At 54.7% G+C, this 24,727-nt stretch carries 24 protein-coding genes; 19 read left to right on the forward strand and 5 right to left on the reverse strand.

Annotation, left to right across the window (positions count from 1 at the left end; translation table 11 throughout):
* Nucleotides 1-33 precede the first annotated feature (33 nt).
* A complete protein-coding gene (locus VV088_RS06430) occupies nt 34-891 on the reverse strand; it encodes an undecaprenyl-diphosphate phosphatase (protein WP_334599951.1) in 858 nt (285 codons plus the stop codon).
* Nucleotides 892-1,038: 147 nt separating this feature from the next.
* Nucleotides 1,039-1,731: a ClpP family protease gene (locus tag VV088_RS06435; protein ID WP_334599952.1), complete on the reverse strand. Its 693-nt coding sequence runs from the start codon at nt 1,729-1,731 to the stop codon at nt 1,039-1,041.
* A 131-nt stretch (nt 1,732-1,862) separates the two neighbouring features.
* Here VV088_RS06435 and VV088_RS06440 point away from each other — a divergent pair, with 131 nt between their 5' ends.
* The 17 genes from VV088_RS06440 to VV088_RS06520 all read left to right on the forward strand — a co-directional run bounded on the left by VV088_RS06440 (nt 1,863) and on the right by VV088_RS06520 (nt 19,436).
* Nucleotides 1,863-2,000, forward strand: coding sequence for a helix-turn-helix domain-containing protein (locus VV088_RS06440; protein ID WP_334599953.1), 138 nt, complete (start codon nt 1,863-1,865; stop codon nt 1,998-2,000).
* 712 nt (nt 2,001-2,712) lie between these two features.
* Entirely contained in the window at nt 2,713-3,465 is a 753-nt protein-coding gene (locus tag VV088_RS06445) for an SH3 domain-containing protein (RefSeq protein WP_334599954.1), read from the forward strand.
* Between the two features lie 46 nt (nt 3,466-3,511).
* On the forward strand, nt 3,512-3,841 hold the full coding sequence (locus VV088_RS06450; RefSeq protein ID WP_334599955.1) for a hypothetical protein: 330 nt from the start codon (nt 3,512-3,514) through the stop codon (nt 3,839-3,841).
* Between the two features lie 368 nt (nt 3,842-4,209).
* The gene (locus VV088_RS06455) at nt 4,210-5,529 is read left to right on the forward strand and encodes a hypothetical protein (protein WP_334599956.1); all 1,320 of its coding nucleotides are present in this window, start codon (nt 4,210-4,212) and stop codon (nt 5,527-5,529) included.
* 206 nt (nt 5,530-5,735) lie between these two features.
* Nucleotides 5,736-6,092, forward strand: coding sequence for a hypothetical protein (locus VV088_RS06460; RefSeq protein ID WP_334599957.1), 357 nt, complete (start codon nt 5,736-5,738; stop codon nt 6,090-6,092).
* Between the two features lie 68 nt (nt 6,093-6,160).
* On the forward strand, nt 6,161-6,751 hold the full coding sequence (locus VV088_RS06465; protein WP_334599958.1) for a hypothetical protein: 591 nt from the start codon (nt 6,161-6,163) through the stop codon (nt 6,749-6,751).
* 610 nt (nt 6,752-7,361) lie between these two features.
* Nucleotides 7,362-8,222, forward strand: a complete 861-nt coding sequence (locus VV088_RS06470) for a hypothetical protein (protein WP_334599959.1) — start codon at nt 7,362-7,364, stop codon at nt 8,220-8,222.
* 23 nt (nt 8,223-8,245) lie between these two features.
* A complete protein-coding gene (locus tag VV088_RS06475) occupies nt 8,246-8,716 on the forward strand; it encodes a hypothetical protein (RefSeq protein ID WP_334599960.1) in 471 nt (156 codons plus the stop codon).
* A 64-nt stretch (nt 8,717-8,780) separates the two neighbouring features.
* Nucleotides 8,781-9,020 (forward strand): hypothetical protein, encoded by a 240-nt coding sequence (locus VV088_RS06480; protein WP_334600483.1) that lies wholly within the window; start codon nt 8,781-8,783, stop codon nt 9,018-9,020.
* A gap of 126 nt (nt 9,021-9,146) precedes the next feature.
* Entirely contained in the window at nt 9,147-10,760 is a 1,614-nt protein-coding gene (locus VV088_RS06485; RefSeq protein WP_334599961.1) for a recombinase family protein, read from the forward strand.
* A 39-nt stretch (nt 10,761-10,799) separates the two neighbouring features.
* Nucleotides 10,800-11,252: a hypothetical protein gene (locus VV088_RS06490; protein WP_334599962.1), complete on the forward strand. Its 453-nt coding sequence runs from the start codon at nt 10,800-10,802 to the stop codon at nt 11,250-11,252.
* A gap of 173 nt (nt 11,253-11,425) precedes the next feature.
* Complete coding sequence (locus VV088_RS06495) at nt 11,426-13,048, forward strand: S-layer homology domain-containing protein (protein WP_334599963.1); 1,623 nt, start codon at nt 11,426-11,428, stop codon at nt 13,046-13,048.
* Between the two features lie 36 nt (nt 13,049-13,084).
* A complete protein-coding gene (locus VV088_RS06500; RefSeq protein ID WP_334599964.1) occupies nt 13,085-14,488 on the forward strand; it encodes an MBOAT family O-acyltransferase in 1,404 nt (467 codons plus the stop codon).
* Between the two features lie 11 nt (nt 14,489-14,499).
* Nucleotides 14,500-15,879 (forward strand): alginate O-acetyltransferase AlgX-related protein, encoded by a 1,380-nt coding sequence (locus VV088_RS06505; RefSeq protein WP_334599965.1) that lies wholly within the window; start codon nt 14,500-14,502, stop codon nt 15,877-15,879.
* A gap of 23 nt (nt 15,880-15,902) precedes the next feature.
* Entirely contained in the window at nt 15,903-16,538 is a 636-nt protein-coding gene (locus VV088_RS06510; RefSeq protein WP_334599966.1) for a hypothetical protein, read from the forward strand.
* 13 nt (nt 16,539-16,551) lie between these two features.
* On the forward strand, nt 16,552-18,174 hold the full coding sequence (locus VV088_RS06515; RefSeq protein ID WP_334599967.1) for a M15 family metallopeptidase: 1,623 nt from the start codon (nt 16,552-16,554) through the stop codon (nt 18,172-18,174).
* A 35-nt stretch (nt 18,175-18,209) separates the two neighbouring features.
* On the forward strand, nt 18,210-19,436 hold the full coding sequence (locus VV088_RS06520) for an AGE family epimerase/isomerase (protein WP_334599968.1): 1,227 nt from the start codon (nt 18,210-18,212) through the stop codon (nt 19,434-19,436).
* A gap of 36 nt (nt 19,437-19,472) precedes the next feature.
* On the opposite strand, the gene VV088_RS06525 is transcribed toward VV088_RS06520, so the two are convergent.
* Both VV088_RS06525 and VV088_RS06530 read right to left on the reverse strand, forming a co-directional pair.
* Complete coding sequence (locus VV088_RS06525) at nt 19,473-20,525, reverse strand: ComEC/Rec2 family competence protein (protein WP_334599969.1); 1,053 nt, start codon at nt 20,523-20,525, stop codon at nt 19,473-19,475.
* 3 nt (nt 20,526-20,528) lie between these two features.
* The gene (locus VV088_RS06530; RefSeq protein WP_334599970.1) at nt 20,529-21,293 is read right to left on the reverse strand and encodes a tRNA 2-thiocytidine biosynthesis TtcA family protein; all 765 of its coding nucleotides are present in this window, start codon (nt 21,291-21,293) and stop codon (nt 20,529-20,531) included.
* Between the two features lie 277 nt (nt 21,294-21,570).
* Here VV088_RS06530 and rplM point away from each other — a divergent pair, with 277 nt between their 5' ends.
* Both rplM and rpsI read left to right on the forward strand, forming a co-directional pair.
* Nucleotides 21,571-22,002, forward strand: a complete 432-nt coding sequence (gene rplM, locus VV088_RS06535; RefSeq protein ID WP_334599971.1) for a 50S ribosomal protein L13 — start codon at nt 21,571-21,573, stop codon at nt 22,000-22,002.
* Between the two features lie 14 nt (nt 22,003-22,016).
* The gene (gene rpsI, locus VV088_RS06540) at nt 22,017-22,421 is read left to right on the forward strand and encodes a 30S ribosomal protein S9 (RefSeq protein WP_334599972.1); all 405 of its coding nucleotides are present in this window, start codon (nt 22,017-22,019) and stop codon (nt 22,419-22,421) included.
* A gap of 328 nt (nt 22,422-22,749) precedes the next feature.
* On the opposite strand, the gene VV088_RS06545 is transcribed toward rpsI, so the two are convergent.
* Nucleotides 22,750-24,684 carry an S-layer homology domain-containing protein gene (locus tag VV088_RS06545; protein WP_334599973.1) on the reverse strand — a complete coding sequence of 645 codons (1,935 nt, stop codon included), beginning with the start codon at nt 24,682-24,684 and terminating at the stop codon, nt 22,750-22,752.
* Nucleotides 24,685-24,727 lie beyond the last annotated feature (43 nt).

The following is a 24,727-nucleotide window of genomic DNA, read 5'->3' on the forward strand; positions in this document are numbered from 1 at the left end:
TAAATCGTTCCTTTCGGATGGTAAACTCAGGCCTTATGCTGCCACTGGTACGAAGGTCCATCCCATAACGGTCAGCAGGATGAACAGCGCACCCGCGCCCCAGCAGTAGAAGGCGAATGCCCCAAACCGGCCCCGGCTGGCCAGCAGCTTCACCAACTGGATGGAGAAATAGCCCACCACAGCAGCCACAATCATACCCACCAGATATTTGGGGATATTTTCCGGAGGAACGCCCCCCTCCAACTCCATCACGTCCAGCACCTCCAGCAGAGTGGCGCCCAAGACGGCTGGCAGAGACATCAGGAAGGAATACCGCACCGCAAATCTCCGGTCAAAGCCCCGGACCATGCCCGCAGAGATGGTACAGCCTGACCGGGACAGCCCCGGAATGGTGGCCACCCCCTGGGCCGCGCCGACCAGCAGCACATCCAGCAGAGTGGCGTTTCGCGCGGTCTTGCGCCCCGATCCCATCTGATCGGACAGGAACAGGATGCAGCCGGTGACCAGCAGGGCGCCGCAGACAAAAAAGGGATTGGTTCCAAAGGCTTCCACCCGGTCCTTGATGGGGAGCACCAGAAACAGGGGCAGGGTGCCCACAATGATCAGCAGCACCATCCGCCGGGCCTCAGGCGGGTTGCCCCGGTAGGACCGGTGGGAAAACAGGTCGCCGATGAAGCAGAAAAACTCCACGATCATCTCCCAGATGTCACGCCAGTAGACTACGCACACCGCCAGCAGTGTGGCAAAATGGAGCAGGACGTTAAAGAGCTGGTCCGGCTCCGGCATGCCGAAAAAGTGTTGGAACAGTGTCAGGTGTCCCGAGCTGGAGATGGGCAGAAATTCAGCTACGCCCTGGACAAAGCCCAAGATGACGGACATGAAATAGGTCAAAATAATGTACCCCCCAAAAAATGGGCAAAAGCCCATAAAGTCACTGAATATTATATTAGCACAAGGCGGGGGAAAATTCCAGTGTTTTTATCACAGATCTGCTGCGGCCAGGAAGGGCTGAACCGGAGGGGGAGATTCCCCGCCGGTTCAGTCCTGTTCCGCCCCTCTTGCTTCGATCATCTCGTGGAGGCTGCACAGCGCGTCGGACAGCCCACCGATCCGGTCGATGAGTCCCAGCTCCACCGCTTCCTCCCCGTATATGACGCTGCCCACGTCAGCGGCCAGCTCTCCGGTCTGGAGCATCAGCTTTGTAAAAGCTTCCCGCTTGATACCGCTGTTGGCCGTCACAAACTGCAGAATGCGCTCCTGGATGCGTTCAAAGTAATAAAACGTTTGAGGCACGCCGATCACCAGGCCGTTGAGCCGGACCGGGTGGATGGTCATGGCCGCCGAGGGCGCGATGAAGGACCGCTTGGCCGATACCGCCAGCGGCACCCCGATGGAGTGGCTTCCGCCCAACACCAGGGAGACGGTAGGCTTGGACATGGAGGCAATCACCTCCGAGATTGCCAGCCCAGCCTCCACATCTCCCCCGCCGTTGTTCAGCAGGATGAGCAGGCCGTCGATCTGCTCGCTCTCCTCGATCATGGCCAGCAGGGGCAGGACGTGCTCATACTTGGTGCTCTTGCTGGTGGGGGGCAGCAGCTGATGGCCCTCGATCTGCCCTACAATGGTCAAAACATAGATGGTCCCGCGCTCCGTGCGGATCAGCGAGGAGCCCAGGTCAATGATCGGCTGGACATCCCCCTCCTGGGGCAGCTGGTCCTGGTTTTCGTCCATGGATGTTCCCTCCTTTTGGCTTAGTCTTTGCCAAACAGGAGGCTTTTACACTCAAATTGCCGCTCTACTTTTCGTAGGTTGCCTTTTTCTCCAACGGGCCTTACAATAACGGACAGAAAGGAGCGTGTCATATGGACAACATACAATTCGGGGCCTTTGTGGCCCAGCTGCGAAAGGAGCAGGAACTCACCCAGAAGGAACTGGCCGACCGGCTGAACGTCACCGACAAAGCGGTGTCCAAATGGGAAACCGGGGATTCCCTTACTTAAAGATACTGAAACCGGGACAGCCCCCACACGGCACTTTCTAACACCAGCCCGGAGAACATAGCCAGAACGCAAGAAACAGGGAGTCGAACCCGGCCCCCTGTTTTTTTGTGTTTCCGATAACCGCACCACGCCCCGCAAGGAAATGCGAGAGCGTCAGCGGGTCGCATCAGAGCGACGCAATCCCCACGGGGTCCAGCTTTCAGCATCCCGCAACCTATCGGCGGGGGATTGCATGGAGCGGAACCAACATTTGACCCCGCCTTGCGTCCAGCCGCCGACAACCACCCAGCCGCCAGCCGTGGCGGGCCACCCAGCCGCCGACACACTCACCACGCCACTTTGTCAACAACAACATCAAAAAGCCCTTGCACAATTTTCCACTATCGGCTATAATGAAGCAAGAGACAGCAAAAGCAAATAAAGGCAGGACGTGAAGTGCTGGAACACCCCACGTCCCTATGCAGGAGCCAGTACCTCCCACACAGCAGATTTCTGCGCCGTCCCCATTTTATCAAATAATCACGGTTTATTCAAGCGTGAAAAATGGGAATGTGTGTTTAGCTTTCGGCGGTGTAGGGATAAATTGCAAACCCTGCGCCGCTTTTGTTGTCTCGGCGGTCCCGAGCAAAGCCCACGGGGGACGGGAAGAACCCACCCCCAAGGGCCGGACCGTTGAGACAGAACGAAAAATAATGTGGAAGGAGAACACACGATGAAAAAAGCCCTCATATATGCCCTTGCGCTGGCCCTTGCGTTATCGTTGACATCTTGCGGCCAACCCAAGGCAGAACAACCCACAGACCCCGCCCCCAGCACATCAGCCCCGGAGCCAATCGCAACCCCTGAACCAATCAAGGACACAACCCCGGAGCCTGAACCCGAGCAGACCCCAGCGGCCCCCGTTGAAACCGAGGACACCCAGCTCCCGGAAGAAACAGAATCCCAAGTGGAGCAGGTGCAGTTATTCACCGATTGTAACGAAACCGTATACGCTACAGGCACCGTCAACATCCGGGCCAGCTATACAGCAGACAGCGAAAAGCTAGGTAGCCTAAACAAAGGTGATAGCACAACCCGTACAGGCACAGCAATAGCAGGCACTGAAGCAGAAGGCTGGAGCCGCATCCAATTAAGTGACGGCACCACCGCATATATTTCAAATCAGTACCTTTCTACAACAAAGCCCGTAGTTCAGCAACAGCAGACGAGCGGTGGTGGTCAGCAACAAACACAACAGCCAACTCAAAGCGATAGTCAACAGCAACCACAGCCTAGTGGTGGTCAATCACAAGAAGATAAAAACAAAGCAGACAACGAAGCAGCGGGCCAGGGTTTAGCAGGACTTAAACAGTGGGGAGAACAGCACCAAGGTACTGGAAATGGATTCTATGAAGGGCTTCCTGAAGGAGCTACCATTGATGAAAATGGTAATGTTACAGATCCATCTGTAAGAGTTCAGGGTTAAAGATACTACATCCAGTAAAGCCAGTCAGGTTTATCTGACTGGCTTTATGATTCAAAATGCTCCAATCCATCAGCATCCCAACCAGTCCTGTGCATTTCGACGAACTGGAAATCTCTGGAATTGGTTTTCAAGCATTATCAACACGGTAGGTAAAAGGGACAACGATTCAGATAACAACTGGGGTAGTGATTTAGCACCAGGGGAAGTTGGAGTAGATGCAAATGGAGAAGAGATAATCAATTCAGCTGGAGATTATGAGCAATTCTTAAAAGATATGGAACAAGCATTTAAAGATCATGGTCTGACCACAGAAGGAGAAGATCATGAATGGACAGAAGAAGAAAAGCAAGCCTTACTAAACGCACTAGGACAATAATTACATACATATAAAAATACAAGGTGCACTCTCCTAATTCAGGTAGGGTGCACCTTGTATTTTATTATATGATTAAAAAGTCAATTACGAAGTAAATACAGCACCCAATAATAATATCAAAATCCTATTTTATTACTTACTATTAAAGAAGATAAAATTTTATAAAGTGGAGATGGGAAAAACAGCGTCAATTAAACATTCAAACACCAAATAAGTTATTACATGGAGGTAAATGGAATGAACAAAAAAGTAGAAAATTATGAATTGTTATAGCTAATGCAGTAAAAGTGTGGTATTATAGAGAAGCGAGACCAACAAAACATAAAAGGAGGCAAGTCGGCGGAAAATCAACCGTTGACACAGAGAACATGGAGAAAGAGAAAAACATCTCGCCGGAGGAATCGCTTGACTTATACGCTGAATTTGCTCGTTTATGCGGAGCGCCCGCAGATATGGACCGGGACGGACAAATAGCGTTATTTGAAGAATATCAAGTATACTTCGATATGCTGGAAGACGATTTTAGAAGGCGCTGGATAAAAAGAAAAAGATTAAGGCTAAGGGGTGCGGAGGAAACGGACGACACCTCGTCGGAGGAACCGCGTGACATATACGCTGAATTTGCTCGTTTATGCGGAGCGCCCGCAGATATGGACCGGGACGGACAAATAGCATTATTTGAAGAATATCAAGCAGACTTTAATAAGCCGGCAAATGACTTTACAAGAGACTGGGTAAAAAGCAAAAAATCAAGGCTAACGAGTACGGAGAAAGAGAAGAAAAAACAAGCGCCGCCCGAAGCATACGCCGCATTTCTTCGTATTTACTTAGAGTGGGCGGGACAGGATGAAGCTGAGCAAAGGGCTTTAGTTGAGCGAAGTGTTAATAATGCCGCCAGATTGCACAGTACGTATAGGCTGGATGAAGACTATTCCCAATTTTCGTTTAGAAAAGGCTTTACAACCATGTATGGGGAAAACTTTGAGGATTACGTTAATACAGTTTGGGTTAACTTTTTGGAATGGTGCAGTGATATTGACCGATTCGCAGAGTATTTGCAAAAGAATTTCGACAGGAATATGTCAAAGGAGGATTATGCTCAACGCTGTCAATTACTATTCGATAAGATGGTGGATAATTTTATAAAACGTGCAGAAAAAGAGTGGAACGAAACCATAGATAAGCGTTTAGGCAAGAAGAAAGATAAGGATAAAGAAGCGGAAGAAAAGTTACCGAAAGAACTGCTGGAAGATTTGGACGCTGACTGTGAGAGACGTTGTGCGGAACTTCTGAAGATAAAAAAGAGATTTTATGAAACAACATCACTAGGTTATCCTTCCTTGCGGCTATTGCTCCGCAGACCAGCCCAAAATAAGATGGAAAGTTCATACAAAAAACAGCAAAAGGCTTCACAAAACGTTTCCCTTGAAGCAGATACCAGTGAAGAAGGTCTTGTGCTTGAGATTGAAGATAAAACGAAACACGGCCTTTTAGTTGAGGATGAATTGGTCATGTTGGATTGTATTGAGCGTGCCAAAAAGCGGCTAGATGAAAGAAGCAAAAAAATACTTGACGATAAAATAGCGGAAGTTAGTCAAAAAGAAACTGCAAAAGAATTGGGTATGTCTAGTGCGGCAGTATCAAAACGGGTGGAGAAAATCAGGAACATTGTACGAAGTGTAATATAATAGACGGCAAATAATCAGAGAATCAAGGAGGCTTTCGGGCCTCCTTTTTTTCATAAAAAATTTTTTAAAAAATTTTGGAAAATGGTTAAAAAAACTGTCGTTCAACCTTACTTATAAGTGAGGACAGGAGAGCAACAAGCTTGAATGTCCTTGTCTGACAGAGGCGCCCTGCCAGACAATTATATTAAACAGGAGGAACATAGAAAGTGAACATTAAGAACATCAGGCTGAACAAGGAGAACCTGACGAACGGCGGAGGGATGATTCTAACGGATGTCCGTCCCGCCTACGAGTACAAGGACGGAAAGCGTACAGATAAGGTTGTTGGCCTCAAGGTGGCAACGGTTCTTGAGAAGAACGCCTATGACACACTTACTGTCACCGTGGCAAACCCCGTGGACACTTTGTCCGCTGTTCTTGAAAAGGCGGAGGCACCCGTTTATGTGGACTTTGAGGGGTTCACCGCTCGAATCTACACCATGAACGGTAGAGTTGATGTATCTGCCAAGGCGGACAGTGTTCATATTGTCACAGCCGATACTATTGACCTTGTAATTGAGTAAAGATTAACAAAAACGGCTTTTGGGGGCCTACCAGCCCCCAAGGCCCGGCCGATAAAAAGGAGGTAACTATGGGTTTAACGGAATTTCTAAGTTTAGTAGTTTTATTCGTATTAGCGTGTATATTTTTTCGCCGGGAAAAATCCCCGGTAGCAACAACCAATACATTTGAACTAACAGCGCAAGATATAGATCTCTTAGAGAATAGTCCTGATTACTATTCTTTGGGTCATGCTATGGTGGCTTGTGTTTCAGGTTGTTATCACCGCTGTAATTTAGAACAACCAACGAAACTGCCATCACACCTACCTCCATTTGGAAAGCGTGTTACATATGACCCCCAACGAGGTGTTATGTTCACATACGTTTTTTCCCGAACCATTGCCGGAAAAATCGGGATGGAGATTTTGTACTCAACCACAGATACGAGTAGAATGGTGTCTGTATTGAACCAATCTCTCGGAAACTATACGACTCAGCTAGGGTATCGCAATTTGCAAATTGTAGCCCATGGGAACTTAGCACAGGGACAGGTATTTTTTTTCTATAGCACCTTTCACCATAGGAGAAATTCAGCAAAACCTATGTACATTACGAAATGGAATTCAGGGGGGATATTGAGTGACAAAGAGATTGAAACAAGTCGCCGCCAACATCCTTGAGGGGTTTCTGCTGTCGTTGGGGATACCCCCCAACGACAGCGAGGACACAATGGAGGTTCAAAGTTATGGGCCGCACCATGTTTATACCAAAGTGGCCCAAACCGGGGGCATAGACCCGGCTGAGACGTTGGAAAAATTGGTGCAATATGTAACGCACCACAATGCCCTCCCCGGCGCAGTACGTTTTGAGGCGTACAACGTCCAAGCGTATGTGTGCCCCTGTGGTTGCAAAACATTCCTTTATGTGTCCATCAGCCACACCGCATAGAACAAGGCCCCCAAACAGGGGTCTTGTTTTATGCCTCCATAAAGCAAGCCATAACCCCCGTTGAGCGGCGGTCTACAGACCGCCGCCGACGGGGATCGCCAGCGGAAGCGAGAGCGAGAAGCGGAGCGAAACGCCGAGCGGAGCGGCGGCACCGTCGTATGGCTTGACCTCCACAAGTAGCTCCCCTATCTAGTAGGAGCTACTTCATGTACTATAGAACAAGGGGTGATTCAATTTCTAAAGTATCATAATTCAATCATGACTAAAGACAATTTAACATTGTCAATAGATAACATGGTGATGGACCTCTACATATCAGTACCACCAGCAAGGGACCAGCTTATGCTTCTGCTGGACAAGCTACCCATTAGCCATGCCGTAGAGGTAAATCACTGGAACAGTTTCCGTCCGGGCAGTTTCAGAGAACAGTTCACAATCCGCTTTCAGGATGGCAACAGCTTTTGGCTGGGTGCTGTTCTTAATGGCCGCAAACCCGAATGGGGACGTGTTCGGCTGGACTTCAACCCAAACAAAGTGGCGGAGCATGAGGTTTTCCAGTTGCTTTTGGATTATCTCGTCAGTAACACCCGGCCAATGCACCGGACTGTGAGGCGGTTTGACTTAGCGGTCGATATTCCGGTACAGCGTCAAGACGTGTTCTTGGTCAAGGACAACCGGGCATACATAGAGCGCCGCCACGGGCAGGAATGGACCCAATATCTAGGGGCGAAGTCCTCCACTGTGGGACGGGTCAAGCTGTATAATAAAACGGTTGAGGCTGGTTTGTGTTATCCCTTGACGCGGCTGGAAATGACGCTGGACCCGTCAACACCCTATGAGCAGACGAATTTCCCAACCGTCTACTATCTGGACAATTTGCAGATAGGTTTAGATGAACGGATTAAAACGACGGAGACTGAGCGGTTTATCTTAAATGCTATTCTGCAAGGTTGCGGCACGATTAACCAACTAGGCAGAAAGACCCGGGAAAAAATCAAAAAACTTTTAAACGAGTATGTTCAATATATCAAGGTAGGTTCTAAAGAATATCATCAAATTATATCTCAATTGAACAGCTATAAAAATAACAAGGCTCAGGCCGCCCCCACAGACCCGGACCAGCCGCCGCAAAAAAAGCCAGACCTTCCAGAGTGGGTGAAAGCGGCAGAAGAAGCGGAGCAGGAAACATTGACACTAAATTAAATAAAAGATGGAGGAAGTAAAAAATGAATGAGCAGAAGGTAAAGCAGACCACAGCCAGCGTGGAACCTGTGGAGGAACAGACCCCCGCCAGCGCCGCCGCCAGCAAGGCCCCGGCTGAAAAGATGTTGCCAAGTGGGTATATTGAGGATGGGAGGCTATTGGATGAAGAAGGTATAATGTGTGGCGAGTACATCGGCAGGTATGCGGAGGAGATAGCAAGCGCACTGGAAGGGTTGCCAGCATCAACATTTTATAGTAGCTTTTTGCGAGAGGGAAAGGGGTTAAGGAAGAAAAAGACACCATACGGGGCACAGAAAAATTGCGCCATGGGAATGGTAACGGCGGCGAAAAAGCTGGTATATCGAAAGAAGGACCCGGCCCCGGCGATACTGTTGGAGATAGTCACAGCGGCAACGGCAACAGTAAAAGACCCCGCCACGTTTGAGGCATTGTATATGCACTTAGACGCAATTTACAGTAATATGCTGGGATAATAGAAGTGGGGGCTCCAGAGAGGGGCCCCCCATAAATCCCACGAGTGCCCCGCAGGGCACACCTTTGAAAAAGAAAAAATTAAAGCTGGCAAAACGCCACAAAGAAACCCATTCAGCACAAGAAGCCCAAACGGGCGTAACCTCCGCCAGCGGATGGAGGTTATATGCAGGAGCAAAAGACTATAACAACAGAGAACGGAACACAGTATTTTGTCATGGGCAAGAATCGAATCAAAATTACAGAGCATTTTCCCGGCGATGGGAAACCGATAGAGGAACTAATAACGGATTTAATTATACATAAAATCAAAGGAAAAGCGGTGTAAACAGCACAAAAAGATTGAAAAGCCCCTGTATTTGTGATATAATAGCTTTGTTAGAAAGCGTATCACAAGTGCGGGGGCTGTTTCTGGAAGGAGGATAATTTATCATGAAACAGCCCATATATAACACCGCTTTGTATCTTCGTTTGTCCCGAGATGATGAAGGAACCGGGGAAAGCAATTCTATTGCCACTCAACGCATGATGTTGCGCCGCTATGCTGAACAAAATCACCTGTTTGTGGTCGATGAATATATAGACGATGGCTATAGCGGCACGAATTTCAACCGCCCGAATTTTCAGCGTATGATAGACGATATAGAAGCCAAGCGGATAAATTGCGTGGTGGTAAAAGACCTTTCCCGGTTTGGCCGTAATTACCTTGAAATGGGAATGTATACAGAAATGCGATTCCCTGAGTTGGGCGTTCGCTTTATCGCCGTTGATAGTGGAGTGGACAGCAACAACCAGCAATCTACCGAGTTTACCCCGTTTTTGAACGTCATAAATGAATGGTACGCCCGGGATATTTCCCGCAAGGTAACAAAGGCGATGCGGACCCGCCACGAGAACGGAGCCCACTATGGAGCCTATGCCCCGTTAGGCTATCGGAAAGACCCGGAGCAAGTCGGGCATCTGGTAATAGACGATGATACCAAGTGGATTATTGAAAAAATCTTTGCTCTAGCTGTTCATGGGGCAGGAGCCGCCAAGATAACGCACATATTAGCGGCGGAGCAAATACCCACCCCGTCATGGTTGAACTTCCAGAGATACGGCACATTTGCCCACGTCTACGAGGGCCAGCCCGAGGGCAAACGTTACGAGTGGACGATAGCCCAGGTAAAGAAAATCTTGCAGGATGAAAACTATATCGGGAACAGCGTACACAACAAGCAGACCAATGTGTCATTTAAGAGCAAGAAGAAAATCCGCAAGCCAAAAAGTGAATGGTGGAAGGTAGAGGGCACCCATGAAGCCATTATAAGCAAGGAAGATTTTGACCGGGTGCAAACGCAGATAGCCAGCCGCCGCAGGAAACAAAAGAACGGCACAACGCAGATATTCGCCGGGCTTGTAAAGTGTGCTGATTGCGGGTGGTCGCTGGCCTACGGGATGAACAAGCAGAATAAAAAACCGTATGGTTACTATCATTGTAGCAAGAACGGGCAAGGGCTTCGTCAATGCTCCATGCACTATATCCGCTATGATGTGTTGTATAACTTCGTTCTCTCCCGTCTGCAATACTGGATTGAAGCCGTACAGCAGGACGAGCAAGCCATACTAGATAGGCTGTCCAAGTCCACTATCACGGAGCAAGCCGCCGCCATGAAACGGGCCACGCAGGAAAAGAAACGGGCAGAAAAGCGGCTCAATGAACTTGATAACCTGTTAGCCAAGATTTACGAGGACAGACTAAACGAGAAAATCAACGAGCGCAATTTCTCTATGCTGTCCCAGAAATACCAGCAGGAACAAGGCGAACTTGAAACCAAGATAGAAGCGTTGACGGCCCAGCTTGCCAGCACCAAGGAGCAAGAGGACAGCGTAAACAAGTGGGTGGAGTTAATCAAGCAGTTTTCCAGCCCCACGGAGTTGACCGCCGAACTACTTAATACCTTGATTGAAAAAATCCTTGTTCATGAAGCCACTAAGGATGCAGGCGGCAACCGAACCCAGGAAATCGAAATCTTTTACCGCTTTGTCGGCAAAATTGATTGATGTCTTTAACTATGTTACTCCGGCAAGGGATTTCCCGACGTGAAGCTGCTGGAACCGCTGGCGCAGGCCCTTGGGGTATCCCTGGTGGAGCTGATGCAGGGCAGGCGGCAGGAGAGCGAAACACTGACCATGGCCGAGGCGGGCGCAGTCGTGTCCCAGGCCATCGGGCAGTCGGAGCGGACAACCGCCCGGCGGTATCTGCGGCTGTTCCGGTGGTTTTTGACGGCCATCTGTGGACTCTGCCTGCTGATCGGATGGCCCTTTTTGACCTTCGCCTGTGTGGTACTGACCAGTGCAGATTTCCTGTTTGGCGCCACTCCATCCGGGGATCTGGGGGTCATTGGCGGCGCGGACGGTCCCACCGCAATCATAACCGCTTCTGCCCCCAGCAGTACGAGTCTGTTTTGGATGGTTGGAATCCTCCTCATTCTGCTGGCTGTCTGCATCGTTCTGGCCGTCAAGGTGTGGCGGCTTGAGAAAAAGCTGAAATAAAATTTCTCCAGGGTCTGCCGGCAGCGGACCCTGATTTTTTGTTTTTTTACGAAAAACTACGAAAAAGATTGCATATCCTGGGATAATGTGGTATTCTTACTACAACTGCTGGGCGGATCTGTGTGTGTTTCGCCCCACAGCCAGAGAGCTTATCTCAGAGAGGGAGAATCGTCATGAAGAAAAAAATACGACGTTTGACCACCACGCTGCTGATGGCGGTCCTTTTGTGCTGCGTGCTGCCTGTCCTGGCGCTGGCGCCGGATCTGTCCATCGCGGCTCAAATTACGGTCCATTTTCATAACAGCGGCTCTGCCAGCGCGGCCCCTGACCCCATAGCCATCGGGCAGGGCGGCCAAGTGATCCTGCCGCAGACCAAGCTGTCCAGCCCTATAGGAGTCCAGGGCTGGTATTTTGCGGGCTGGTCCGAGGATATTTCCGCCTCCGCGCCGCAGTATCTGCCCGGTGAAGCCATCTACCTGACTCGCAGCATCGACCTCTATGCGGTATTCACCCAAACACCTCCGGATACCTCCTCTGGTCAGCCGTCCCCAACCTCTCAGCAGAAGACCGCCGCCTTTACCATCCGCACCGGCTCCCACACCCGGTACATGAGCGGCGCGGACGACGGCCTGTTCCACCCCTCTCAGGCGCTGTCCCGTGGAGAGATGGCCCAGCTGCTCTATAATATTGTGGTGGAGCGTCCCAGTCAGAGCCCCGGCTTTTCCGACGTGCCCTCCGACAGCTGGTACGCTCCGGCGGTCAGCGCTATGGCAGGGCTGGGCATCCTGCCCGGTTACAGCGACGGCTTCTTCCGCCCCCTGCAGCCTGTCACCCGCGCAGAAGCTGCTCAGGCGCTGGCGCTTCTGATCCCCGCCAACGTCCATACCCGATCCTTCCCGGACGTTCCCGCCAGCCACCCCGCCTATGCCGCAATTTCCGCAGCCGGCGGCTACGGCCTGTTCAGCGGCGACACCAGCGGGAACTTCAACCCCGACGCCAGCCTGCAGCGGGCCGAGACCGCCGTGGTGTTCAACCGCCTGCTGGGCCGCTCCCCCGACTCCACCGCCATATATGCGTCTGACCTGCGCTACTTCCCCGACGTCCCCACCACCCACTGGGCCTACGGCGCGGTCATGGAGGCCGTCACCACCCACAGCCACATCCCCTCCGGAAGCGGCGAGCTGTGGCGGGAGGTTCAATCGGAGCCCGTCCCCCTGGCGGACGGCTGCTATCGTCTGAACGGGCGGCTGTACTGCGTCTCCAACGGCCGGTTCCTGCGCTCTGAGACCTACGAGTGCTTCTCCTTCGACGCCGAGGGCCGGTACACCACCGGCGACTCCGCCCTGGACGACCGGCTCAACGCCCTGGCAGACCAATACACCAACAGCTCCATGACCCGGGACCAGCAGCTTCGTGCTCTCTACAACTACTGCCGGGACAATTTTTCCTATCTAAAGCGGCCGCTATTGGAAGCCGGAACCACCGGCTGGGAGCCGGAGTATGCCGCCAGCTTCCTGTCCATGGGAAAGGGCAACTGCTACAGCTTCGCCTCCCTGTTCTGCCTGCTGGCCCGGGAAATCGGCCAGCCCGCATACACGGTGATCGGTGGTCTGGGCAAAAACGCCTCTGCCCACGGCTGGGTAGAAATCAAGCTGGACGGAACAGTCTATCTGTTCGACCCCCAGCTGGAGTGGCGCTATGTCCACGATTACGGCTATAAGAGCCACAATCTCTTTAAAGTTTTTCCGCAGAATACCGGCCACACTTACACAAAGCTGAGCGGGGGCGTTCCCTGAACGAATACCATATCATAAACAGTTAGGAGTGACACGATGGTATTCAGTTCCCCGATTTTCCTGTTCGTCTTCCTGCCCGCAGTCTATCTGATCTACCAGCTGCTGCCCGGAATCCGCAGCCGCAACGTCTGGCTGGCGCTGGCCAGCGTGGTCTTCTACGCCTTCGGCCAGCTGGAGTATACCCTTCTGCTGCTGGCCAGCGTTTTGGGAAATTACCTCTTCGGCCTGTGGCTCATGTCCGGCCGGGGCCGGAAGCTGGCAATAGCCGGAGCGGTAGTCTGCAATCTGCTGGCCCTGTGCTCGTTCAAGTACCTGGACTTTTTCCTCCGGACCGTCAACAGTCTGGCCGGGCTGGAGCTGCCTCTGCTGGGCATCACACTGCCCATCGGCATCTCCTTCTACACCTTTCAGGGGATGAGCTACGTCATCGACGTCTATCGAGACCCCGGTGCGGGCACCCGCAGCCTGGGCAAGCTGATTTTGTACATCTCCTTCTTTCCCCAGCTCATCGCCGGTCCCATCATCAAATATCATGACGTCTCCCGTCAGATCGACGGGCGGAGCCTCACGCCGGAGCAAACCCTCTTCGGCCTGAGACGCTTCATCACAGGTCTGGGCAAAAAACTCCTGCTGGCCAACACAGCGGGACAGGTGGCGGACGCGGTCTTTGCCCTCACCGCCGTTCAGCTGGACGCCCGGCTGGCCTGGCTGGGCGCAGTGTGCTACACCCTGCAGATCTACTTCGACTTCAGCGGCTACAGCGATATGGCCATCGGGCTGGGCGCCATGTTTGGCTTCACCTTCCGGGAGAATTTTTCCCTGCCCTATACTGCAGCATCCATCAAGGAATTCTGGCGGCGGTGGCACATCTCCCTCAGTTCCTGGTTCCGGGACTACCTCTATATCCCGCTGGGCGGCAGCCGCATGGGAGCATTTCGGACCGGACGGAACAAGTTCATGGTCTTCTTCACCACCGGCCTCTGGCATGGGGCCAACTGGACCTTTGTGCTGTGGGGATTGTGGCATGGACTGTTTTCCACGCTGGAGGATCTGGGTGTGATCCCAAAACGCCTGCGGGACAGCTTTTTAGGGCATATTTACACGATGCTGGTGGTCCTGCTGGGCTTCACCCTCTTCCGGGCGGACAGCCTTGAGGCAGCTTGGATCATGTTCCAACAAATGTTTGCCGGCTTTGCCCCTCTCCCCGCCAACACCCTGACGCTGATCGCCCTGCTGGACCTCCGGACCGTATGTGTGTTGATTGCGGCCATCCTGCTGGCCTTCGGCCTGCCTCAGCGGGCGGCCAGGCGGATCTCGGAGGTGGCCGGTCCCGCCCTGACCCAGGGCGGACAGATCCTGATCTACGCCGGGATCTTTGCCCTGTGTGTGCTGAATCTGTCCAAAGCGACCTTCAACCCCTTTATCTACTTCCAATTTTAGGCGGTGATAGGATGGAAGCAAAAACAAAGGCCAGATTGGCTATGGGGGCTTTCCTCACCGTCTGCATGGTTCCCTCGGTTGGCATGCTGGCAGTTCCGGAACAATCCGCTGCCGCCAACCAGCAGCTGTCCCCTCCCCCCGCGCTGGTCAACGAGGACGGCTCCTTCAACCGGGAAGTCCTCCAGGACACTGCCGACTATATTGCGGACCACTTCGCCTTCCGGCAGGAGCTGATCACGGCGGACGCTGTCCTGAATGCAAAGGTCTTCCAGGTGTCCGCCGAGGAGGACGTGGTGCTGGGCCGGGACGGCTGGCTGTTTTACGCTGAAACGGTGGACGGCCATCTGCGCACCGCTCCCCTCTCAGACCGGCGGCTGTGGGCTGGGGCCCACACGTTGGCTCTGGTCCGGGAGTACGTCCAGAACCAGGGCGCGGAGCTTCTGTTCACCGCAGCCCCCAACAAAGCCACCATCTATCCCGAATACCTCCCCTATGTGGGGACGCCGCTCTCCTCCAGCAGTGACTTGGACCGCCTGGTCCCTCTGCTGGAGGCGGAGGCTGTGCCCTATGCCGACCTGCGTGAGTCCCTTCAGGGGCAATCCGTGTTTTTGTACTACCGGCAGGACTCCCACTGGAACACCCTGGGTGCGGCACTGGCCCAGCAGACCCTGCTTCAGACCCTGGGCAAACACTTCAAGCCGTTCTGGCTCTCCCACGCCCAGGTGGTGACGGACAGTCACCTGGGGGACCTGTACGAGATGGTCTACCCCACTGGAACCGAACTGGACTGGGACGCAGTCTATGACAGGGAATTTGCCTTTACACATATTCGTCAGCCCCGAGGCCCTGACGACCAGCGTATTGAGACCGAAAATCCTTCTAAGACCGGCTCACTGCTCATGTTCCGGGACTCCTTTGGAAACGCGCTCTACCCTTTTATGGCGGAGGAATTTTCTCAGGCGCTGTTCTCCCGGTCTATGCCCTGGCAGTTGAATCTGCTGGAGCAGACGGGAGCGGACACGGTGGTCATTGAGCTGGTGGAGCGCAATCTGGCCTATTTGACGGCCTACGCCCCTATGCTTCCTGCTCCGAAGCGTCTGCTCACCGGCAGTCCGCCCCAGGGGCAGGGCGGGGCACAGTGCGCGGTCTCCGATTCTTATCCACTGGAGGGCTTCGTCCGTCTGGAGGGCTGGATCTCGGACGCGGACACAAATTCCCCCATCTATGTTCAGCTGGGGACGGCCCTCTATGAGGCCAGCCCAGCGGGGAGCGGATGGGACAAGGGGATTCCTTTTACACTCTATGTTCCCCAAAGCATTTCCCGGGAAAACATGTCTGTGCTTTGCCTGCAGCAGGGCGTGCTGTGTGCCCTGCCGCTTGGAAATTTGTAACACATTGGAAAGGACCGGTCAACATGAACAAAACACATATCCTCCCCTGGCTCCTGGCAGGTGCGATGGCGCTCACCGCCTGCGGCGGCGCTTCCCCCGCTTCGGGGGGAGCCAGCTCCTCGGAATCCTCCTCCCGGAGCGCAGTCTCGGAGCCGGACCAGAGTGCAATGGTCCCTCTGCCGGCCCTGCCAGACACCTCGGAGCACGCAAAGGAGGACCCCGTCGACAGCCCAGACATCTCTTCCCAGGGCGAGGCGGACAGCAGTCAGATTCCCGAAGCCCCTGCGGTGATAGTATTGCCCACCAATCCCCCGCAAACAGGCGATTCTTCGGTTTCAAAGCCCAAGTCTGAACCTAAGACACAGGAGCCGGACCCCTCCGGGGACGCCGGCAGCCTCTCGACCGCAGTGGATGACTCCCCCGCCGAGCCGGAACAGCTGGAGGAGCCGGAGGCCAAACCCGCGGCCACCAGGGAGACAGCCGCTGCCTACATCGGAAAAAGCGTATCCAGCCTGATCGCCGCCATTGGACAGCCCAAGGGCAGTGATTACGCCCCAAGCTGCCTGGGGGATGGTGAGGACGGTGAGCTGTTCTATGATGGCTTCACCGTCTACACCTACCGTGTCAACGGAACGGAGACCGTTCAGGATGTGCTGTAAAAGGGGGAACCCAATGCGAGAAAAACTGTCCATCCTGCTACTGGCGGCACTGCTGCTCGGCACGCTGGCCGCCTGTCAAAGCGGACCGGCTTCCCAGTCTGATCCCAAACGGAACGAAACGTCATCCTCCCCGCCTTCCGCATATTTGGGGCCCGATTTCAGCGGCAGCGGATCAGCGGATTCCAGCGAACAGCCCGCCGCAGAGCCGGAGCGCGAGCCGGTCCTGGAATTTGACCCTGGCTATGCCCTGGACATTGACTATCCCAAGGTAGCTAAGGGGGCTCTGGAGCTGCCCGTCCGGGGCGCGACGGGGTACGCCTCCGTCCAGCTGCCCCTCTGGGAGAGCATCCCGGAACCGAAGCCGGAGACCGAACCGGAGCCGGAAGCTCCTACTGAGCCCGAAAATCAAACTGGAACGGACTCTGATCCAGGAACAGAGGACACCACCCAGCCTGACGCCCCTTCTCAACCGGACGGTTCCTCCCAGGGGGACGATCCCTCTCTGCCCGATGGCGCTTCCAATCCGGAAGAGGACCCCTCCGCCTTCAGCGAGCAGGAAGCAGCTCCAGTCTCTCCCCTTTTGCCCGACCTCGCACAGGACGGAGCCGACTCCTCTCAGCCCGCCACAGATCCCACCGGCGATGAGATCATCTACACCCCTGACGATGAGATTATCTACGCCCCCGGTGAGGAGCCCCTCCCCGAGGTAGAGTCCGAGCCAGAGGAGGACCCCTTTGAAGGAGCCTTAGCGGTGCTGGACCCTGGGACCGCCTTCACCGTTCTGGAGGAGGACGAGGAGGGCAGCTGGTGGTTGGTGGAGTGCAGGGACGGAACCGGCTGGATTGAGAACCGGTACTGCCTCATCAATCTGCCCGATGTGATCCCCTCCATGGTGTATAATGCCACAAATTCCTATGATTCCCAGTTCAGAACTCTTGGCAGGAAAATCCCCAATGTCACCGGCCAGTCCTTCTACCCCAGGGGCAGCTACAACTACCGCCTGGAACGCAACGAGTTCATGATGCCGGTGCTCTACACCATGTCCAAGCACATCTGTCAGGCCCAGCAGGCCGCTCTGGCTCAGGGAAACACCCTGGTGCTCTATGAGGGTTACCGCCCTCACGAGGTCCAGACCACGGTGTATAAAGCCCTCACAGCTCTCAGCCGGAACGACTCCAATATAAAGGATGCTGTGGCCAGCGCCCCCTGGAACATTTCCTGGTTTATTGCCGGAGGGTACTCCAACCATCAGCGGGGGTTTGCCATGGATGTGACACTGGCCAGGATCAACCGGGCCGAAATCCAGACCATTGGCGGACACCAGGTGCTCCGGGTACGGGAGTATGAGGAGTACACCATGCCCACCCCCATCCATGAGCTGAGCAAGGCCGCCGCCACCTACACCGCTCCGGTCGCCAGCCACTCCCCTACCGCTTGGAAGTCCGCGACCATGACGGACACCATGGCCAACTGTTCCCCCGCTCTGGCCCTCCAGCGGTACTGCACAGATGCGGGCCTCACCCCGCTGGCCTCCGAGTGGTGGCACTTTAACGATTTGAAAACCCGCACCTCGGTGCTGGACAACCTGAGCGTCGGTGGATACAAGATCAGCACATGTTTAAGCACAGCGCCATGACGCCATTCCTTCACTTTGATCAGGGAGGATTTCTTATGGAACCGAACTATTTGTTGGACACGGAAGAAAACCGGACCTTTTTGGAAAACATACGGCAAAACCTTCTGTCCTTTGGGAGAAAATTTCCCTCTCCCGGCGGCGGGGCCTACTATTTGGGCGACGACGGCACTCCCTGGCCGGAAAAGGGCCGGGAAACCTGGATTACCAGCCGCATGGCCCATGTTTACAGCATCGGACACATGCTGGGCGGCTCCGAATACGGCGCGCTGGCCGATGCGGCGCTGAAGGGACTGCAGGGCGAGCTCCATGACCGTACACACGGCGGCTGGTACGCCGGGCGCAATCTGGATGGCTCCATTATGCCCGCCAAGCAGTGCTATGCCCATGCATTTGTGATCCTGGCCGCCTCCTCCGCCCTGCTGGCCGGCCGGGACGGCGCGGAAGAGCTGCTGAACGAGGCGCTGGCCCTCTATGACCTGCGCTTCTGGGATGAGGCGGAGGGACTCGCTCGGGACACCTGGAACACAGAATTCACCATTCTGGACCCCTACCGGGGCCTTAACGCCAATATGCACTCTGTGGAGGCGTTTTTGGCCGTCGCTGACGCCCTTGGAGCAGAACCATACCGCATCCGCGCAGGCCGCATCATCGACCGGGTGACCGGCTGGGCCAAACACAACAGCTGGCGCATCCCGGAGCATTTTTCCAGCGGCTGGGTCCCGCAGCTGGAGCAGAACCGGGACCGTCCGGACGATCCCTTCAAGCCCTACGGCGCGACCCCCGGACATGGCATCGAATGGGCCCGGCTCATCGTTCAGTGGGCGCTGTCCACCCACTCTGATCCCGAAAAAACCGCCCCCTATCTGGAGGCGGCGGAGCATCTATATGGCACAGCAATAAGGGACGCCTGGAACGCCGATGGCGCGCCGGGACTGGTCTACACCACAGACTGGACGGGCCAGCCGGTGGTCCACGACCGGATGCACTGGACCATGGCCGAGGCCATCAATACCTCCGCCATTCTGTACCGAGTCACTGGCAGCAAACGATACGCTGAGGACTATGCTCAGTTCATGGCCTACCTGGACGGCCAGGTGCTGGACCACAAAAACGGATCCTGGTTCCACCAGTTAGACCGGAACAACCAGGTGATCGGGACTGTCTGGCCAGGCAAATCGGACCTGTATCACGCCTTTCAAGCCACCTTGATCCCCTATCTCTCCCCAAAGCTCTCCATCGCCGCAGCGGTAGCGAATGGGTAAACAAATCCCCCGGCCTGTGCCGGGGGATCGTTGTATTTATGGCTTGCACCGCCCGCAGGGTTCATAACCCGCCAAAACAGCATCCAGCCGGATCTCGAAGTCCACCCGGTTCGCATCCTGGATGCTCTTGACCGAGGTACAGTCAGGCAAATGGAATTTTTTCGAGTTCGTGTTGCCAATGTATGTCTGTAAAGCGGAATTGCCTGTCGGATTTGTCGCGGTGTCCGCCTCCTTCTCTGTGCGGAAGGTGACGGTTTTACCGTCGCTCTCGGCAATCACGTGGCCCTGCATATCGGTGCGGTAGACCTCCGTTCCCGCGTCACGGAACCGGCTGAGCACCTCCTCTGAGGGGTGACCATAGCTGTTGCCCTCCCCCACCGAAATGACGGTATACTGCGGCATAACCTCCCGCAGGAACTGGTAGCTGCTGGAGGTATCGCTGCCGTGATGCCCCGCTTTCAAGACGGTAGCCCTCAAATCGGCTCCAGAATCGATCAGATCCGTTTCAGCCGCCGTCTCCATATCTCCGGTAAAGAGAAAGGAGGTTTCCCCATAATCGATACGCAGGACGATGGAGGTATTGTTGGTGTCGCTGTACTCCTTCACTGGCCCCAAAATCTCCACCTGAGCAGAGCCTAGAGAAAATTGTTCGCCCGGCTCAGGCACTGTAAGGGATTTTCCCTGTTCACCCAAATACTTCACCATGTTCTGAAACACCTTGGTGCTGTATTCTGTTACCGGACAGTAAGCCACGTCCACGGCGGCATAATTCAACGCGCCGGACAGACCGCCGATGTGGTCCTCATGGGCGTGGGTCGCAACCATGTAGTCCAAGTGGTCCGCCCCATGGCGCTCCAGGTAGGCATATATCAAATCGGAATCCTCAGCGTTGCCGCCGTCAATGAGCATGTAATGGCCGTCGCAGATCACCAGAGCGGAGTCCGCCTGGCCTACGTCAATAAAGTGGACCTGAAAGCGGCTTCCCTCCGTGGGAGAAGCCACAGTGCGCTCTCCGGTAAGCTGATCGCAGCCGGCAAGCGCGCACAACAGCAGGATAGCGAGCAGTGCGCCTGTTAATCGTTTTCTCATCTCTTACTCCTCCAATTCCTCGGGCAGCGGACGGCGCCGGTGCTCCACAGGGCCCCACTCAGGCAGAGGCAGCCGCTGCATGGCGCCAAAGGTCCGGGCCTTCAGACCAGGGTACCGGCCCTGGAGTTCATAGATCAGCTCCTTGATCTCCTGGCGCTTGGTGCTGCCGTCAACCGGACAGGTGCTGTGGACCACAGGCAGCTCCAGCCGCTGGGCTGTGTGGCGGATCAGGCTCTCCCCGCAGTAGAGCAGGGGGCGAATCTGGGTGATCCCCGTCCGGTCCAGATAGGTGACCGGCTGGAAGCAGGACAGCCGCCCCTCAAAGATCAAGGACATAAAAAAGGTTTCTACGGCGTCGTCGTAGTGGTGGCCCAGGGCGATTTTTGCAATTCCCCGCTCTTGAAGTGCCTCATGAAGAGCACCCCGGCGCATTTTGGAACACAAGGAACAGGGATTCTTCTCCTCCCGGCTGTTAAAAATGACCCAGCGTATCTGGGTGGGGAGTACGGTGTAGGGTACGTCCAGTTCCTGGCACAACTGAGCCACCGGCCGGAAATCGTTCCCCTGGGCGAAGTTGGACGTGCCAAGGTCCACGGTTATGGCCTCTACAGTAAAGGGGACCGGGTAAAACGCCCGCAGCTTGGCCAAGGCCATCAGCAGTATCAGGGAATCCTTCCCTCCAGACACCCCCACTGCGATCCGGTCGCCGGACTGGATCATATTGTAGTCCTCCACACACCGGCGGGTGAGGGAAAGGATCTTATTCATCGTGCAAACCTCCCTTTGGATAAGTCATTTTACCATAAAACGCCGCTTTTCCGCAAGCCAAAAACAAAAATCAAACGAGAGATATCAGGAGTATTTTCGAGAAAACAAGAGATATCCAGAGATATTGAAGTTTTTTCAAAAATTTTTCCAAAAATCCGTTGACACCTGGCGGTCTCCGTACTATAATACAAAACGCTCCATTTGTACACTGTTCGGGGCAAAATGCTTGGAAAAAAGCATTTTTCACATAAATGGAAAGAAATTGGAGGTTTCACCTATGTCCACGTTCATGGCTAAAATGGGCAGCACCCAGCGGAAGTGGTACGTTGTCGACGCCGCCGGCAAGCCCATGGGCAAGACCGCTGTCATCGCCGCCGACCTGCTGCGGGGCAAGCGCAAGCCCGAGTTTACTCCCAACGCCGACTGCGGCGACTGCGTCATCATCATCAATGCCGAGAAGGCGGTGCTCACCGGCAAGAAGCTGGACCAGAAGTACTACCGCACCCACTCCGGCTGGGTGGGCGGCCTGAAGGAGACCAAGTACCGCACCCTGATGCAGACCAAGCCCGAGCTGGCAATGAAGCTGGCCGTCAAGGGCATGATGCCCAAGAACAGCCTGTCCCGGGATGCCCTGACTCGCCTGCACATCTACCGCGGCGGCGAGCACAACCACGCCGCCCAGAAGCCCGAGCTCTGGGACGCCGAGTAAGGAGGATTTAGAGTATGTATAAGAGCAAGAAGCCTTATTTTTATGGCACCGGCCGCCGGAAGTCCTCCGTGGCCCGCGTCCATCTGTTCGAGAACGGCACCGGCGCCATCACCATCAACGGTCGTGACATTGATGATTACTTCGGTCTGGAGACCCTGAAGCTCATCGTCCGCCAGCCCCTGGTCACCACCGAGCTGATGAACAAGGTGGACATCGTGGCCACCGTCTCTGGCGGCGGCGTCACCGGTCAGGCCGGCGCGATTCGTCACGGGATCGCCCGCGCTCTGCTGCTGGTCAACGAGGAGTACCGCCCTGCCCTGAAAGCCGCCGGTTTCCTCACCCGCGACCCTCGTATGAAGGAGCGCAAGAAGTACGGCCTCAAAGCCGCCCGCCGCGCGCCTCAGTTCTCCAAGCGCTGATTTTATATCCGAAAACGCTCAAAAGCCCCGGAAAATTCGATTTTCCGGGGCTTTTCTTTTGAAATTTTCTGAAGCCTTTGTCTGATTTTGGCCTTGTTTGGCCCTGTTTTTTTGGGTAAATATGGGCTAACCGGCCCTTTTAGATTAAAAATCCGAACCCGCCCCCGTTTTGAGGACGGTGTTCGGATTATCAGAACATGGATAAAGCGATCACGTTCGATTGGTTGGCTTTTGGGGCTGCTGTTGGGTGTTGAATGGTGGCTGCAGTACCACGAGAAGCCAAACAATGAACTTCATTTGCGGCGATTTTGCTTTAACAAACGTCTACTCAGTTCACCGGATAGCTGGTCAGTCCAGCGGAACCAATGCCGATGGAGGCGTTAGTGCCTGGGGCAATTTCAACGGACTGGCAGGTGTTGCCGGTGAAGGCGTTGCTGCCCGAGACGGTCATCCCGGTCTGGTTCGCTCCGGAGATGTTCACCATCCCGGCGGAAATATCCAGGGAGAAGGACGTGTCCGTACCGGTGACGCTCAAAGCGTTCCAGGCGTCGCCCAGGATATCGGAGGCAATGGTGACGGTCTGGTCGACGGAGGAGGCGCAATTGACGCTGACCTTGGCCATGGAAACGGTCATGGAGCTCAGGCTGCCGGCCTCCGCTTTCGCATAGAGCCCGCTGTGACAAACCGTTATCTCATCCATACCAGAGGAGGTTACCGTGATGGAGCTGTCCGCAGGGGCGGTGAAGGCATAGACTTTCTCGCCGCTGAACTCGACATCCTCAGCCATACATTCGGGGGTGATATCTACCAGATTCAGGGTGCCGCCTGTCTGCGTTCCGCCTCTATACTCTGCGAACGTGCCGTCGGAGCAGGCCACCCGGAAGTCGGAGCTGCCCACTGTTACGCTGGAGCAGTAGACAGGATTGGCGGCAGAGGATACATGGCGTTCAAAGTCCTTCAGGTTAAACATGTCGGTGGGCAGGGCATAGGAAATGAATACCTTGTCGTAACCGCACATTTTTTCGGCAAAAGAGTGGCTCTTATAGTCCGGGGAAATCGTCAAACTATTGAACTGCGCGGGCCGGTTGGGGTCCCAGATCTGAACCACGTAATTTCCGGCGCTGTCTTTTGTGTAGCCAATAGCCACAATGGCGTGCCCGCCGCCCAACTCGGTATCAGATTTCAGGAGCTTGACGCCCATCAGCAGAGGACCTTTATTTTCATCCAGGCGTTGAATCAGGGTACGCAGATTCTGTTCCTCCAGTGCGGAATCCTTATAATCGGACGACTTAGCTCGCAGGCTGTTGACCTCCGCGGTCATCTGGGAGAGATGATAGAAGTTGACCAGGTCGTTGACGCTCCCATTAGACCGGGGAGGATTGAGATCGAGCAGCTTGGATGCGCCGCTCTGGTAGCGGACCGGTGTTACCGCCCCATTTCTATACAACACGTAGACGGCGGACATACCGAAACAGGAGCCGCCCCATGTTTTGGCCATCTTGTCCCGGATCCACTGGGCGGAGTAGGCGGGCTCATTGCTCAACAGGAAATTGAGGGAATCATTGCTGATTGCGTAAGTGCTTCCAAAATTTTTAGAGGAATTATTGAAACTGAAGGGGTCGTCAGGGGTCTTGGCCGTCGGGGAAGCGGGAGGGGTGGAAGGGGCCGCGCCGACGTAGGCCCGGTAGAGGAAAGACGCGATCTGCCCCCGGGTACAGGATTCATCCGGAGAGAAGACGGTGGGAGAGGTGCCGCTGGTGATCCCTTGCTCCATCGCCCAGGTGGCAGCGTCCCGATCCCCATGGTCCGCCATATCTTCGAAGGGGCAGGCCGCCTTAGGCTGCGGGGAGCCAAAGGCCCGCCAGATGAATCGTACCGCAAACGCTCGGGTACAGGTGTAGCCGGTATAGAGCTTGTCCCAGCGGATGATTTGCTTCTCCTTCGCCCACTGGGCCGCCTTGCAGAAGTAGTCGTCCGCCTTCACATCGGGGTAGGGAAGCTCGTCAGAGGATGGCTCCGGAGAACCGGCGGCCCGCCAAAGGAACGTGATGATCTGTTCAATGGTACACTTCGCATTCGGGGAGAAGGTGCTGGAGCTGGTCCCATAGACAATGCCCTTCTCGACCGACCAGCGCACCGGCTCGGCGTAGTACACATCGTTCGGCACATCTGTAAAGCTGGCGGCTAGAACGGTGAGGGGCAACGCACCTGCCAGCAGTACTATAGCCAACAGGAGGGCCAGTGTCTTACGCAGGTTTTTCATATGAATCTCTCCTTTTTATTTGTTTTAGTCAAAGACCAAAATA

The sequence above is a fragment of the Lawsonibacter sp. JLR.KK007 genome (genome assembly GCF_036941135.1).
Lineage (GTDB): Bacteria > Bacillota > Clostridia > Oscillospirales > Oscillospiraceae > Lawsonibacter.